We start from the raw sequence: 14,741 nt of genomic DNA, 5'->3' as shown, positions 1-14,741 counted from the left end.
ACCCGATTCGATGAAATCCCCCAGCCATAGCGCCAAAAGCAACACCGACGACACCGACGCCTTCGCCGGCAAACTGCTGGCGTGGTTCGAGGTCAGCGGCCGCCATGATCTGCCCTGGCAACACCCGCGTTCGCCGTATCGGGTGTGGCTGTCGGAAATCATGCTGCAGCAGACCCAGGTCAAGACCGCCGCGCCCTACTTCGAACGCTTCGTCGCCGCATTGCCGACCCTGCCCGCGCTCGCCGCCGCGCCGATGGATACCGTGCTCGGGCTGTGGTCGGGACTGGGTTACTACGCTCGCGCGCGCAATCTGCACGCCGCGGCCAAACTGTGCGTCGAACACCACGGCGGCGATCTGCCGCGCGATCTCGATGCGCTGACCGCACTGCCCGGCATCGGCCGCAGCACCGCCGCGGCGATCGCCTCGCAGGCCTGGGGCGATCGCCACGCGATCCTCGACGGCAACGTCAAGCGCGTGCTCAGCCGCTACCACGGCATCGCCGGTTATCCGGGCCTGCCGGCGATCGAACGGCAATTGTGGGCGCTGGCCGAATCGCATCTGCCGCACGCGCGCATGGTCGATTACACCCAGGCGCAGATGGACCTGGGCGCGACCTTGTGCACGCGCGCCGATCCCGCCTGCATCCTGTGCCCGCTGCAACACGAGTGCATCGCGCGCATCGAGGGCCGCGTCGCCGAATTGCCGACGCCCAAGCCCGGCAAGGTCGCGCCGCAACGGTATGCGCAGGTGCTGTGGCTGCTCGACGCGGACGATCGCGTGCTGCTGCAGCGGCGTCCGCCGGTCGGCATCTGGGCCTCGTTGTGGACCTTGCCGCAGGCCGACGACGAAGCGCAGGCCGCGCAGTGGTTCGCCGCCCACGCCGCCGGCAGCGAGTTCGACGCCGGCGAAACCTTGCCGCCGATCGCGCACGCGTTCAGTCACTACAAATTGGAATTGCAGCCGCGACGCTGGCGCCGGGTCGCCTTGCGCGACGCGGTCGGCGACAATGACGACCTGCGCTGGTACACCCGCGCCGAACTCGCCGCGCTCGGCATCCCCGCGCCGATCCGCAAACTGATCGAAGCGGCGCATTGAACGGCGCCCGCAAACCTTGCCGCCCTCGCCGCGCGAGCGGCTCCCTTTCTCCAACCAGGACCATCCCATGAGCCGCAGCGTTTTCTGCCAGTACGAACAACGCGAGACCGAGGGCCTGGATTTCGTGCCCTGGCCCGGCGAACTGGGCAAGCGCGTATTCGCCGAGATCGGCAAACCCGCCTGGGCCAAATGGCTGGCGCATCAGACCATGTTGATCAACGAAAATCGCCTGTCGCCGCTGGACCCCAAGCACCGCGCCTTTCTGCAGGAAGAAATGGAAAAATTCCTGTTCGGCGGCGGCGCCGACAAGCCGGCCGGCTACGTGCCCGAAGCCTGATCACCTCGCTCCGACCGCGGTCACGCTTCGCGATCGGAAATCTGCGACCCAGGCCCGCGGCGAACCGTTCGACTGGGGCACGCACACCCGCTACTTCACCATCCGCACGGTCAACTGCGGGACCAATCCGCAGCCCTGAGCCGTCGGCTTGCTTGTATCGAACATGCATGCAGAACAAAGCCCGGCGTAGCGCCGGGCTTTGTGTTTTCGCATCGGCTCAATGACCGTCCACGATCCCGAACGCCTCGGGATACACGACCGTCCCCGCCTGGCCTTGCAGCGCGCCGTCGACCAGTTCGATCGCCATGAACGCATCGCCCGAGAACGGCGCGACCAGTTTTTCCGCGAGCTTCGGGCTGAAACCGAAACGCGGGTAATAGGCCGGATGCCCGAGCACGACCACCGCTTCGAAACCGGCCTGCGCCGACTGCCGCAGGCCTTCGCGGATCAACATCGACCCCACGCCGGAGTTCTGGTAATCCGGCCGTACCGATACCGGCGCCAGACACAGCGCCCGCAGCGCGCGTGCGTCGACGGTCACCGCCAGATCGGTGAACAGCACGTGGCCGACGACCTCCTCGTCCTCGACCGCGACCAGCGACAGCCGCACCAGGCCGTCCGTGCGCAGGCGCTCGACCAAGTGCGCCTCGTCGTCGCCGGCGAAGGCCGCGCGGGTAACTTCGAAGACCTCGGCGTGATGCTGCGGTTGTTCGATCGCGATCTGCATAAGCTCCTCCATGGCGCATGGTCTTGAGAGACAAGGTGTTCGGGCAAACATCAACAGGCTCAGCATGACTTCACCTCGTCGTGAGGACGAGAACGCATCGGCTCAGGCCGTGATGTGTGTGGATGCCGGTGGCGGCCGGCCATCGGGATGTCGATGCTCCGCCCTTGAGCGTCGGGCCAACACCGCCCACGGCAATGTCCGCGTGCCGCGGACGAATGCACCGCGGTGTCGTCGAAGACGCGATCAGGGGCGGTGACGACAGGTTGTTGGATTGAATCGGCGGCCATTAGTCGCCGGCTTTGGTTGGTTCGATGGAGCGACGCTCCACCCATGGCTCGCGCGCGCAATGTGCGCGGCTGTCGCTGGGAAATTTTCATATCGCATGTCGGTTGTAGCCGAAACGAACGCGACGACGCCCATTCGCATGGCGCGAACGGCGTAAGACTCGACGCGTTACCCACCTTCGCGCAGCGAAGGATTAGCGGGTGGCTACACTCTCGGACATGGTATCCCTCTGGGCCCGCCGATCAGCGGTAATGGGGAGTGCGAACGTAATGTCCGTGTCCGGGGCTGTCAAGCCCGATCTTAAAGCGGCTTGGACGAGCTCTGTGAGCGTTGGACGAACAGATTGCCGCCGCCTGCTGGGCCAAATTACATTCGAGATTACATCTTCGCCTAACAACCACGAACACTGGATAAGAGCCATGGCGTCAAACTTCACGCAAAACGAACAGACCGGCACCATCGCCGAAGATGAGGTTGGAATTCGCTTCATGAAGTGGGGATGGTCAGTCGGTCGAGACAGGATCGATGCCGGCTATGACCTGTTTGTGGAACCCGACCGAGTGCGTTATCACGGCAGCAGATTTCTCGTACAGGTTAAAGGAACCATTCAAAAGCGGCGAGGAGCCAGCCTAGTCGCACCAGTCGATAAGCATAGACTCGTGGAATATGTTCGCAATCCACATCCAGTTTTTCTTGTGCGCGCGGCCCCTGACGGCTGTTTTTATTGGCTGCATATCCAAGAATGGGCAAAAAGCAACCGCTCTCGACTCACAGGCTCCGGCATCGCTCGCATTCCAATGGATGCTTCCCGAAACCTCTCTGATCGAGATGCATTCGGACGCTATCTCGACAAAATTCTGGCTCCAGCAAATGAGTGTGCGGGCGCACTAGCCCAGATGGCTGAAGAACGATCCACATTTCTAAGCAACATTGACCCCCGGTTCCTAGTGAAGGTTGGTGTGAGTAATGGGAGAGAACAGCATGAGGTCTTCGCAAGATCTGAAAGCGCTGAAACGAGGTTTAGCTTTCAGCCTGACAAACGTGCGGATAATATCTCCAAACTAAAGGAGGCTCTCGAATACGGACTTCCCCGAAAAGTCGAAGTCAGCCAGTTTCAGTTGAGTGGCTCACCATTATTTGAAACGCTGGGCATGAGCAACAAGCACTCGGGCGCGCTCACAATTGGAAATAAACCACGCAAGGGCATCGTTCGCATCCACCCGGGCCGCAGATTTTCACCAATGGCCCAGTGCCTTGAAATCGAGGCAGAGTTGTTTGTTGGCCAGAAGGGCTTTGCAATATCCAGCGGCTCGCTTAACGGCTTATTCCAGATCGACGCGCGCATTGATGAACATGGACGCGGAAACACAACATTTGACCTGCGACAAAGCATGCTCACCAGCATTCCGATCCAAGATCTAACAGAACTAGCTGTTGCGGGCACATGGGCAGAGCAAATTGCCGAAGAGAGAGCGATGCTTCCGGAAATAATCTTCGATGGAAGTAGAACTAAGCTGCAGCCATCCGAGTTATCTATCGAAACAATCGGAGGGTGGCTGTATCACGTACGAATGCTGAGCCGTTTGCATTTAATTGCACGATGCCTTGACCTGAATTTCATTATTCCACCCGACTGCGTACTCACAGAAGACGAAACCAAGGACATCTCATTCGCATACCACCTGCTTCGCGGCGCCCGACTTTCGGCCGGCAATGTGTCCATGGAGATCGAGCCATCCGCATCATTTGCATCGATGAAGCCCGATAAAGATTCTCATGGTTTTTGGTTAACCAGCAGCATCGTCTTAACAGCAGGCGGGCAAGAGTTCGCAGCCCTACCAGTGGCCATTGAACTCCCTGACTATGTGTTAGAACCCGTAATCGACTCATCTCGACTTCGCGTGCATAGCCCCTTGGGCGAAAAAGCGTGGATCACCTACACCCCCGATGGACCCAACGATGTTTTCCTCCGCCGGATAGGCTAGGAAAATCAGTAGCGCGCACCATAGACCGCTTCCAGCCACCTAGCCGGCAAAAACAAAGGGCCTGGCATCGCTGCCAAGCCCTTGTTTCGAAATGGTGGCCGGGGAGGGAATCGAACCCCCGACACGGGGATTTTCAATCCCCTGCTCTACCAACTGAGCTACCCGGCCATTTCACGGCAACCCGTGAGAGAGGCGGCATGATACGGACGGCAGGCGGGGATGGCAAGCCTCATGCGCGCTGAACGATGCCCGGCCGCACCGACGCCGCCTTTCGCGGGCGAGCGCATCATTCCCGGGAACGCCCGCAACGGCGGCCGCGCCGCCCGGAGATCGATCATGAAACGGCTTATTCCGCTGACTTCCGCGCTGCTTTCGACCGTGCTCGCCATGCTCGCGCTGGCCGGTTGCGCGACCGGCCCCAAGATGGACGACAACCAGCGGCTGGCGTTGTACCGCGCGCATGCCGGCGCGCCGGTCGACAGCTTCCAGTATTTCGGCAGCATCAACGGCTGGACGCCGCTCGGCGACAGCGCGCTCGCGCTGTGGACCAAGCCCAACCAGGCCTACCTGCTCGAACTCAACGGCGGCTGCCCGGACCTGGACTTCGCCCAGGCGATCACGGTCAGCAATCAGATGGGACGCGTGCATCAACGCTTCGACAAGGTCCTGGTGCTCGGCCGGCAGTCGATCAAGATGCCGTGCTTCATCAGCCGGATCCTTCCGCTCGACGTCAAGGCGATCAAGCAGGCGCAGCAGGACATGCGCGCGGCCGGGACGATGCCGGAAGACGCGAAGCCCTGAAGGTCGGGTTTCGCGGTTCGCTGCGAACCGGGCGTTGCGTTGCCGGGATGCGCCGAACGGACCTGCAGCAACGATGCCGATCGCCGCGATCACGCGACAGGCCGCGACTCGGTCGCGGCGTCGCCGGTCGCGCCTGGGTGCATCGACCGAACGGGTGTATCGATCGGCCTGACTGGTTCGAAACCGCGCAATGACCGGGTCAGAAAATTCCTACACCCCGCCGCGCCGTCGGCCTACTGCTTTCGCCGGGGCCGCGGCTCAATCTATGCGGGCCCCGGCAGCACGGTCGATGCGATGACACGGATGCCGCTCAGCAATGGAGAACAGGCCGTCACCCTTGAGCAGGTGAGCCAGCGGAGCCGGGGTTACTGATTTGCAGAGGTTGGAGTAGCGGTATGCACGGCAAAAAGGAACTTGCGCCGACGGCCAGGATGGCCGGTCGGTTTGTCTCGCTGGGACGATGCGGGGCGCGTGCATGAAGGCAGCGATCTGGGTCCAGGATTCGGTCCGCGCGCTGCCCCGCTACCTCCTCGTACTGGCCGCTGTCTCGGCGCTGGCGCTGTTGGCCCGAGCAGCGGCTCCTTCTGCTTCACATCCTTCTGTTTTGCCCCTTTCTGATTCGCAACTGCCCGATTCGCATGTGCCTGATTCGCGCGTGCCTGTTTCGCCCGTGCTTGCTTCGCCCGTCTTTGCTTCGGGCGTGTCCGCCGTGCCCGCGTCCGTTTCGGGTGCCGTCGTTCCTGGGTCGCACGCGGCTTTTACATCTGCGGGCGCCGCCACCGCTGATGACCACGCCGCTCGTACTCCGACCGCTTCGCGCGCAGCCGCTTACCCGCACGAGCATGACGCGCTGATCGCGGCGCTGTCGCAGCGCGCGTCATCGATACCCGGCAACTACGGCGCTTTGCGTCGCGATGAGGTATCGCCGTCCGCGGCGGCGCGGTTCAACATCGGAGCAGGGGATCCTCGCGCTGGCGCAACCACGCGCTAAGCGATTCCAGGCGCGGAGCTTGCCGGCCGCACGTACCGTACAACTTCGGCCAGGGTTGAACGCCCGGCCCGGCCATGGTCATGGTGAAAGCGTTCGCCGACCGATCGCTGCGCTAAAACGTCGGCTGGATCGACTTATCGACTTGGCGGCGGATCATCACGCATTCCCGCCCCACTCCGGTTGGTTTCGCGCAGCCACATCGCCAGGCCATACGGCTTCGCCGTCGCGGCGTGCGCATCGACGCGAACGCCTCCGGCGGGGTCCGTATCTGCCTGATAACCGATTGGCCCGTCGGGCGACACCGACATTCGCGTTTACCGTTGTCGACGCGTTGCACCCACCTGCGCGTGCACGTTCACAAACCTGCGCGCGCCCGATGCAATCCGCCGCCCGCAATCGCGATCCGGCATTCGCACTTGCCGCCATCGCCGCAATGCAGCTCCCGTTGCTCACTAGCGACCTCGCGCGCCCTTCTCAGGGTTTTCTCGCTCCGCGTCGCGTTCCTGCGTCGCAACACCACGTCTCCCACACACGCTGATCCGATCGGCATAGCCAAGCGACCGCGGCCATGGGCGATGAAATCAACGCGGCAGCGCGCGACTCAGCACCACTTCGCAAGCAAAAAAAACGGGTATCCGCACCCATCCGGATACCCGTTCATGACAACAGTTGCCGCGTTCGGAGAGAGACGCCCGCGGCATCGGGCACGCGAAGCCGCGGACGGGGTGCGGACCGGTACGACGAGAGCGGCCGGTCCGAACTCGGTGGATCAGTAAGCGTTCGCGACCCCGACCGCCTCGTAGGCGTCGACGTGGCCGCTGCCGACTTCGAAACGCTGCCGGCCCGCCATCGGGTTGGCGGTCTGGCTGAGGATCTGCTTGACCTCCAGCGGCTTGAGTGAAGGCTTGGCCTCGAACAGCAGCGCGACGATGCCGGCCACGTGCGGGGTCGCCATCGAGGTGCCGCTCATGTGGGTGTAGAACGGCAGCCGCGCGCCGAGCGAGGCGTCCTGCTGGATCGCCAGCAGCGGCAGCGCGCCGGTCAAGGCGCGGGTCGAGACGATGTCGACGCCAGTCGCGACCAGGGTCGGTTCGTTGACGTAGGTCCAGCTCTGGCCGTCGGGCATGGTGAAGCTGGCGGTCTCGCCGGGATTGCCGCGCGAGGAGAAGTCGGCCAGGGTGCCGTCCTTGTTGCCGGCGCCGACCGAGATCACCCACGGCGCCTGCGCATAAGGATTGTGGGTATTGGCGCCGGGGCCGTCGTTGCCGGCGGCGAACACGCTGACGATGCCGTTCTTGTAGGCCTCGTACGTCGCCAGGCTGACCGGATCGGTCGGGTCGAAGGTGCCCGAGGAACCCCAGGAATTGGAGATCACCTTGATCGGCGAGGCGAAGCTGTTCTTGTGTGAGATCGCATAGTCGAACCCGCCGACCGCATCGAGGATCGAAATCACCGCGCCCGAGCCGTAACCGACCAGATCCGCGCCGGTGGCGACGCCGCGGTACAGCCCGGCGGACTGCGCGCCGCTGCCGCCGACGGTGCCGGCGCAGTGGGTGCCGTGACCGGAACTGATGTCGGTGTTGAGCTGGTTTTCCAGCACCGTCACCGGCAGGAAGTCGACCACCGAGTGCAGATTGGTCAACGCCTGCACGTTCTGGACCACGCGCTGGCCGTACTTGAGATCGGCGTGGGTGGCGTCGATGCCCGAGTCGTTGATCATCACCGTCACGCCCTTGCCGGTGAACGGCGTGGTGCGGCCGAAGTCGCCCGGGTTGGCCTGCACGCGGTTGACGCCCGACAGCTCGCGCGCTTCCTGGTTGTAATAGGTCAGCGGCTTGTTGAGATGGATCGACAGCACGTCGCCGCGCTGGGCCAGGGCGCGGATCTGCGCCGGAGTGGCCAGGGCGCCGGCGATCGGCAGCGCGCGCATGCTCACGCCGGTGTCGATGCCGAGCAGCTTGAGCGCCTGCAACTGGCTCGCGCGCAGCGGGCCGTTCTGGTTGTAGGAGACGATCACTTCCAGCGGCTTGGCGGCCTGGGCGGTGCTCAGCGCGGTTTCCAGCGCGGCGCCGAGGCGGGCTTCGGCCAGGCTCATGCCGCTGGCCATCATGCCGACGGCCAGAGCGGAGAATTTGATGAGGGTGCGGCGGCTGAGTTGCATGTTCGGCGAAACTCCCTGTTGACCCCCACGGCTGGGGTGGCTCACCTTGGCGCGCATGGCGGTTGCGGCAACATCCGGAAGACCGCCCAGCCGGCATAGGGAAAAACCCCTACAGACCGGCCGGGAAACCCGCAGTAGGCTGTGCAAACCCGGACCGATACCGCAACATCGCTGCGACGGGGAACCCGGATTCGTACCGAGCCCGGGCTTGGCAGTCACGCCGGGGCGGAAACCTGATTCGCACCGGTACGCAACAGGGGGAAGGACCATGAGACACACGTTCGCGCAGTCGCCGGCCTCGCGCCGGGGCGCCGCCTGGCTCGCCTGGACACTCACCGCCCTGTGGCTGTTCGCCGCCAGCGCGCAGGCGCAAACCCTGCCGGTCAGCGTGAGCGCCAGCGGCAACCACGCCGAGGCGAGCATCACCCTGCCCGGCCTGCCGGGGTCGCCCTTGGTCGAGGTGCTGCTGGATTTCGAAGACGCCAGCGGCCTGAGCCCCTACAGCCTCGGCATCAGCGCGCGCGCGGTCAGCCTCAGCGACGCCGAACTGCTCGCACGCCTGCCCGATTTCGACCTGACCACCCTGCAATCGACGCTGCCGGTGATGGTCACGATCGAACCGCCCCGCTACGGCGGCCTGCGCTTCAACGGCACCGGCCGGGTCGAATTGCACACCCACCTGCTGCCCTACACCGCCGGCAGCCGGCTGCGTCTGTTCAAGGCGCCGCTCGGCGGCGCGTTCCGCGACATCACCGACGAAATCGCCGCCGGCAGCGTGCGCGCGCGCGGCACCTACGGCGGGTTCTCGCAGTTCCTGATACTGGCCGACCTGCGTCCGACCGGCACGGTCATCGCCAACAAGATCGCGCGCCTGCGCAACCGGGTCGAGCTGCTGCCGCTGGCCGAGCGCGCGGCCTTCGACGACCTGCTCGACGACGTCGAAAGCGCCTTGGCGGTGGCCGACTACGCCGCGGCCCTGGCCGCGACCGACGATGTCCGCGGCCGCGCGCAGACCCGCGCCGGCAGCTACATCGCCAACACCTGGCGCGCGACCCGCACTCACCGCAACCATGCCGGCGAGCTAGCCGCCGGCGCCGCCACCCTGCGTTTCAGCATCGCCTTCCTGCGCGACCACGGCCCGTAACGCCGGCGTTGCCACGGCTGTCCCAAACACGACGGTGACCAGGCGCGGGACGTCATGGCCGCGCGCTAAGATGCGGCCATGCCGGCTCGCCTGATCGCTTACCCGCCCGAAGCCGCCGCCATCAGCCGATGGATCGCCGACGGCTCGCGCGTGCAGATCGGCCGCGACAGCGACTGCGGGCTGCGCATCGATCACCCGACCGTGTCGCGCAGCCACGCCGAATTGCTGCACGACGAAAACGGCTGGCAGTTGCTCGACCTGGGCAGCAAGAACGGCTCGCACGTCGACGGCCTGGAGATCAGCCGCGCCCGCCTCGACCAGGGCGAATGCTGGCTGCGCTTCGGCGATGTGCTGTGCGAGTTCTCGGTGATCGACGAGGTGTCCGCGCTCGACCAGCAACAACGCCAGCGCGCGCAGCGCGACCTGTCGGCGGCGTGGACGCGCCGGATCGAGGTCGAACGGCTCGGCATCGGCGCGACCGCGATCGCGGTGGCCGAAGCGCGCGCCGAACCCGCCGCCACGCCCGCGCCTACGCCCACACCTAGCGCTGCCCCGCCCGCAAACGCCGACGCCGGGCGCCGCGATCCCGGTGCCGGCCTTGCCGACGACATCCTGCGCGGAGTGGTCGAACTGGCCGGCTGCAGCCGCGGTTTCCTGCTGCTGGCGCAGGACGGCGACTTCATCGTGCGCGCCAGCCTGATGCTCGATCGCGACGCGCTGCAGCAGCGCGCGTTCTCCGGCAGCGTCGGCGCGGTCCAGCGCTGCCTGGCCGAACGCCGGCCGATCGTGGTCAATTGGATCGCCGACGAACTGTGGCTGGCGCGACGCGCATCGGTGCTCGCAGGCGGCCTCAAGAGTCTGGTCTGCCTGCCGCTGCTGCACGCCGGGCGCGTGCTCGGCGCGGTCTATGCCGATCGCCGCGGCGCCGGCGAGGCGATCAGCGAATTCGACCTGGAACTGCTGTGCGCCTTCGCCGACAGCGCCGCGCTGTGGCTGCTCGCGCAGCGCGCGTTCGACGCGCTCGCGCCGGATTCGGCCGGGTCGGCGCCACGCTGGGGCCGGATCGTCGACGCGCAGGTCACCACGCCGTGAGCGAACCGACCGCGACCGGCATCTACACCCAGCACAGCCTCAAGCCCGGCGCGATGCTGGCCGGCCGCTTCCGCATCGAAGCGCTGCTCGGCGTCGGCGGCATGGGCGTGGTCTACCGCGCCCACGACACCGCGCTCGACGTCGAGGTGGCGTTGAAACTGCTGCGGCCGGAACTGGCCGCGCGCGGCGACGCGTTCGAACGCTTCCGCCAGGAGCTGCTGACCGCGCGCCAAGTGTCGAGCCCGCGGGTGGTGCGCATCCACGACCTGATCCGGCACGAACAGCAGTGGCTGATCGGCATGGACCTGATCGACGGCGAGGCGCTGGACAAGCGCCTGGATCGCGACGGCGCCTTGCCGATCGACGATGCGATCGCGATCGCGCGGCAGATCGCCGAAGGCCTGGCCGCGGCGCATGCGCGTGGGGTGATCCATCGTGATCTCAAACCCGCGAACGTATTGATCGACCGCGCCGGCGACGCCTACATCAGCGATTTCGGCGTGGCCCGTTCGCTCGCCGGCAGCGGCCTGACCCAGACCGGCGCGATCGTCGGCACACCTGATTACCTATCGCCGGAACAGGCGCGCGGCGAACCCAGCGACGGCCGCAGCGACCTGTACGCGCTCGGCCTGATCCTGCACGAAATGCTGACCGGCAAGATGCCGTTCGACGGCGGCACGATCAGCGAAATCCTGGCCCAGCGCATGCTGCGCACGCCGCCGCCGGTCAGCCGTCTGCGCGCCGACACGCCGGTGTGGCTGGTGCGATTGGTCGACCGCTTGCTGCGTTCGCAACCCGCGCACCGGCTGCAAAGCGCGCAGGCGGTGATGCAGGCGATCGATACCCGCCACGTGGCGCGCGATTGGCGGCCGGGCAGGACGTTGTGGATCGGCGCGGCGAGCGCTGCGTTGCTTGCTGCGTCAGGCGTGGGCGCGTGGTTATGGCGCCCGTCCGCGCCATCACCCGCAGCTCCGGCGTCGGTCTCCGCCGCGCCGGTAGTGGCGGCCTTGCATCGGATCGTGGTGTCTCCGTTGCAGGCACCGGCCGGCGCGATCAACGCCGAAGAGTCCCGCGCTTTCACCTCCCTGCTGCGCGAAGCGCTCGCCACCCTGCCCGGCCTGGCCGTGGTCGACGACGAACGCAGCCAGCAGGCGATCCGCCAGCTCGATCCCAGCGGCGCCGCGCCGCCGAGCGCCGCCGATCTGGCCCGGATCGCGCGCGCCGATCGCATCGTCTCGCTGCAACTGAACCGGCACGAGGGCAAGTGGCGAATGCAGGCGCGATTGCACGACGGCGCCGCCGCGCCGCGCATCGTCGCGACCGGTGATGGCACGAGCGCGTTGAACGCTTTCAAGGAACTGATCGCCTCGCGGCGCTTGACCGATCTGCCCGGCGTGCAAGCCTCGCCGCCGCCGTTACCGCTGCCTTCGTCCGATGCGGCCTTGCGGGCGTACGGCGCAGGCCTGCTCGCGCGCCAGAACAGCGACATCGCCGCGGCCGTCGCCGGTTTCACCGAAGCCACCGCGCAAGCACCGAACTTCGTTTCGGCCTGGCTGGCCCTGGCCGATGCGAATCAGGCCGCCGGCGATCTCGACGCCGCGTATACCGCGCTGGAAAACAGCGACCGCCCGGGCCAGGGCAACGAACCGATGCGCGCCTACGTATCGGCGCAACGCGCGCAACTCGACGGCGACGCCGAAGCGGCGACGAACTACTGGCGCCAGCGTTTGCGCACGACGCCCGACGACACTTACGCCGCGCTGGGCCTGACCCGCGCGCTCGGCGCCGGCGGCGATCCGGCCGCCGCGATCGCGCAGGCGCGCACGCTGAGCGAGCGCGATCCCGACGATCCGCGCGCCTGGTTCGAACGCGGCAAGTTCTCGATCCTGCACGGCCAGGCGCAGCAGGCGGTCGACGACTATCTGGTGCGCGCACTGGTGCTGTACAAGCGCAGCGGCAATCGCTACGGCGAAGGCGAAACCGTCAACGCGCTCGGCATCGGCTACGCCCGGCTGGGCCAGAACGATCACGCCCAGGCGCAGTACCGTCAGGCGGTGGAACTGCGCCGCGCGGTCGGCAACCGGCGCGGGCTCGCGACCAGTCTGCGCAATCTCGGCAACGTGCTGGTGCTGACCGGCCAGTTCGACGAAGCCCAGCGCAGCCTGCAACAAGCGCGCGAACTGCACGCCGCGCTCGACGATCGTCACGGCCTGGCCGCGGTCGAGAACGAACTCGGCCTGCTCGCCGAAGAACGCGGCGACTACCCCGGCGCATTGGCCGCGTTCCGCCGCGCGCTGTCGGCCTGGCAGCAGGCCGGCGATGCCAGCGGCACCGCGCAGGCGCTCAACGACATCGGCTTCGCCCATTACCAACTCGGCGCCTACGACGACGCCGAGGCCTATCTGCAGCAATCGCAGGCGGCTTACGCCAAGCTCGACGACGAGACCGGGCGCATCCGCACCTCGCAGAATCTCGGCCAACTCGCCGCCGCGCGCGGGCAATGGCCGCTGGCGCGCGAACGCCTGCAGACCTCGCTGCGCGACGCGTTGGCCAAGCAGATGATGGAAGAGGCCGCGGTGAGCCGGCGCAATCTGGCCGAACTGGAATTGATGCAGGGCCATCTCGGCGCGGCGCTGGAACAAATCGCGCAGGCCGATGCCTTGTTCCGCCAGCGCAGCGACGCGCGCGGCCAGGTCGATGTCGGCCTGCTGCGCACGCAGGCACTGCTGCGCGCCGACGCCGACGATCAGGCGCGCAACAGCCTGGCCGAACTGACCGCGCAGATCGCCGCGGCCTCGTCCGAGCAACGCGGCATCGCCGCCTTGCTGCAGGCCGAGCTGGCGCGGCGCGCGAACGATACCGACGGCGCGCGGCGCGCGCTGGCCGAAGCGCAGCGCGACGCGCAGGCCTCGGGCGTGCGTCTGCTGCAATTGCAGGTGGCGTTGCAGATGGCCGGCGATGGTCGCTTGCCCGCGGCTCTAGACACGCAGATCGCCGCGCTCGGCCATGCCGGCCTGCGCCTGCAATGGACTCAGGCGCGCATGCGCGACGCGCTCGCACGGAACGATCCGAGCGCCGCGCTGCGCATCTATCGCGAGGTCCAACCGGTGCTGCGCCGCGGCGACAATCTCGAAGCGTTCGCGCTGCACACGCTGGCCGCCAACGCCGCGCGCGCAGCCGGCGACAACACGCTCGCGGCCACGGCCGAGAACGATGCCTCGACCGCGCGACAACGCCTGCGCGACCAATTGCCGCCGGCCTTGCGCACCGGCGCGGATCGCGCGGCATTGGCGCAAACCCCGAACCACGCGCCACCGCAAGCCGAACCCGCTGCGGCGCCGCGCCCATGAACGACGCCGCCGAACTGCGCGAGCTGTACCAGCAACTGCTCGAGCGGCTGGAACGCAACGAGCGCGAGTTCCGCCGGCTCGGCCGCGCGGTGTGGAAAGTGCAGGAAGACGAACGTCGCCGGATCGCGCGCGAGCTGCACGACGGGGTCGGTCAAAACCTCACCGTGCTCAAGCATCGCCTGCACGAACTCGACGCGGCCTTGCCCGCGCAGCCGGCCGGCTTGCGCGACACCGTCGGCGCCGCGCTGGCGCTGTGCGGCGACACCCTGGAAGACACCCGCGAACTGTCGCGCCTGCTGCGGCCGCCGATCCTCGACGACCTCGGCCTGGAAGCGGCATTGCGCTGGCTGGTGCGCAGCCAGAGCCAGGCCAGCGGCGCGCGGGTCGAGCTGCAGATCGAGGCCCTGCCCGAGCTCGACGGCGAACTGCAGACCCTGCTGTTCCGGGTCACCCAGGAAGCGCTGACCAATGCCGCCAAGCACGCCGCCGCGAGCCATGTGCAGGTGCGCCTGCAACGCCAGGGCGCGGCCTTGTCGCTGGAAATCGAAGACGACGGCCGCGGTTGCGATCCGGCGCTCGCGCTCGGCAGCGGCGGCACCGGCCTGGGCGGCATGCGCGAACGCCTGCGCCTGTACGGCGGTCGCCTGCAGTTGCGCGGCGCGCCCGGCGCGGGTTTGCGGGTGAGCGCGCAGGTGCCGCTGGATTACACGTGAAACTCACTTGATCGACACATCGCCATTCGCCGCGCCGACGCCCGCGCTTGACGCCCGCC

At 66.9% G+C, this 14,741-nt stretch carries 11 protein-coding genes and 1 tRNA gene; 9 read left to right on the top strand and 3 right to left on the bottom strand.

The window, feature by feature from the left end:
* Positions 1-10 precede the first annotated feature (10 nt).
* Together mutY and AC3A4T_RS06340 are read left to right on the top strand one after the other, a co-directional pair.
* On the top strand, positions 11-1,096 hold the full coding sequence (gene mutY, locus AC3A4T_RS06345; RefSeq protein ID WP_487674617.1) for an A/G-specific adenine glycosylase: 1,086 nt from the start codon (positions 11-13) through the stop codon (positions 1,094-1,096).
* A 67-nt stretch (positions 1,097-1,163) separates the two neighbouring features.
* Positions 1,164-1,433: an oxidative damage protection protein gene (locus AC3A4T_RS06340; RefSeq protein ID WP_056116682.1), complete on the top strand. Its 270-nt coding sequence runs from the start codon at positions 1,164-1,166 to the stop codon at positions 1,431-1,433.
* Positions 1,434-1,650: 217 nt separating this feature from the next.
* On the opposite strand, the gene AC3A4T_RS06335 is transcribed toward AC3A4T_RS06340, so the two are convergent.
* Entirely contained in the window at positions 1,651-2,160 is a 510-nt protein-coding gene (locus AC3A4T_RS06335) for a GNAT family N-acetyltransferase (RefSeq protein WP_487674616.1), read from the bottom strand.
* 704 nt (positions 2,161-2,864) lie between these two features.
* On the opposite strand from AC3A4T_RS06335, the gene AC3A4T_RS06330 reads away from it, so the two are divergent.
* The gene (locus tag AC3A4T_RS06330) at positions 2,865-4,430 is read left to right on the top strand and encodes a DUF4365 domain-containing protein (protein ID WP_487674615.1); all 1,566 of its coding nucleotides are present in this window, start codon (positions 2,865-2,867) and stop codon (positions 4,428-4,430) included.
* A gap of 92 nt (positions 4,431-4,522) precedes the next feature.
* Here AC3A4T_RS06330 and AC3A4T_RS06325 read toward each other — a convergent pair.
* A tRNA-Phe gene (locus tag AC3A4T_RS06325) sits at positions 4,523-4,598 on the bottom strand.
* A 168-nt stretch (positions 4,599-4,766) separates the two neighbouring features.
* Between AC3A4T_RS06325 and AC3A4T_RS06320 the strand changes: the two genes are divergently transcribed.
* Positions 4,767-5,231, top strand: a complete 465-nt coding sequence (locus AC3A4T_RS06320; protein WP_487674614.1) for a DUF6491 family protein — start codon at positions 4,767-4,769, stop codon at positions 5,229-5,231.
* A gap of 475 nt (positions 5,232-5,706) precedes the next feature.
* Entirely contained in the window at positions 5,707-6,222 is a 516-nt protein-coding gene (locus AC3A4T_RS06315; protein WP_487674613.1) for a hypothetical protein, read from the top strand.
* Between the two features lie 769 nt (positions 6,223-6,991).
* Here the strand turns inward: AC3A4T_RS06315 and AC3A4T_RS06310 are convergent.
* On the bottom strand, positions 6,992-8,383 hold the full coding sequence (locus AC3A4T_RS06310; protein ID WP_487674612.1) for a S8 family peptidase: 1,392 nt from the start codon (positions 8,381-8,383) through the stop codon (positions 6,992-6,994).
* Between the two features lie 268 nt (positions 8,384-8,651).
* On the opposite strand from AC3A4T_RS06310, the gene AC3A4T_RS06305 reads away from it, so the two are divergent.
* The 4 genes from AC3A4T_RS06305 to AC3A4T_RS06290 all read left to right on the top strand — a co-directional run bounded on the left by AC3A4T_RS06305 (position 8,652) and on the right by AC3A4T_RS06290 (position 14,682).
* Positions 8,652-9,527 (top strand): DUF6689 family protein, encoded by an 876-nt coding sequence (locus AC3A4T_RS06305; RefSeq protein WP_487674611.1) that lies wholly within the window; start codon positions 8,652-8,654, stop codon positions 9,525-9,527.
* A gap of 78 nt (positions 9,528-9,605) precedes the next feature.
* A complete protein-coding gene (locus AC3A4T_RS06300; protein ID WP_487674610.1) occupies positions 9,606-10,619 on the top strand; it encodes a GAF domain-containing protein in 1,014 nt (337 codons plus the stop codon).
* Positions 10,616-13,969, top strand: a complete 3,354-nt coding sequence (locus tag AC3A4T_RS06295) for a protein kinase domain-containing protein (protein WP_487674609.1) — start codon at positions 10,616-10,618, stop codon at positions 13,967-13,969. Before AC3A4T_RS06300 ends, AC3A4T_RS06295 begins: the two co-directional genes overlap by 4 nt.
* Positions 13,966-14,682: a sensor histidine kinase gene (locus tag AC3A4T_RS06290; protein ID WP_487674608.1), complete on the top strand. Its 717-nt coding sequence runs from the start codon at positions 13,966-13,968 to the stop codon at positions 14,680-14,682. Before AC3A4T_RS06295 ends, AC3A4T_RS06290 begins: the two co-directional genes overlap by 4 nt.
* Positions 14,683-14,741: the final 59 nt, after the last annotated feature.

Source organism: Lysobacter sp. Soil_N_51, assembly GCF_057655755.1.
Note: the sequence above shows the minus strand (reverse complement) of the source record. Positions and strands in the feature narration are given on the sequence as shown.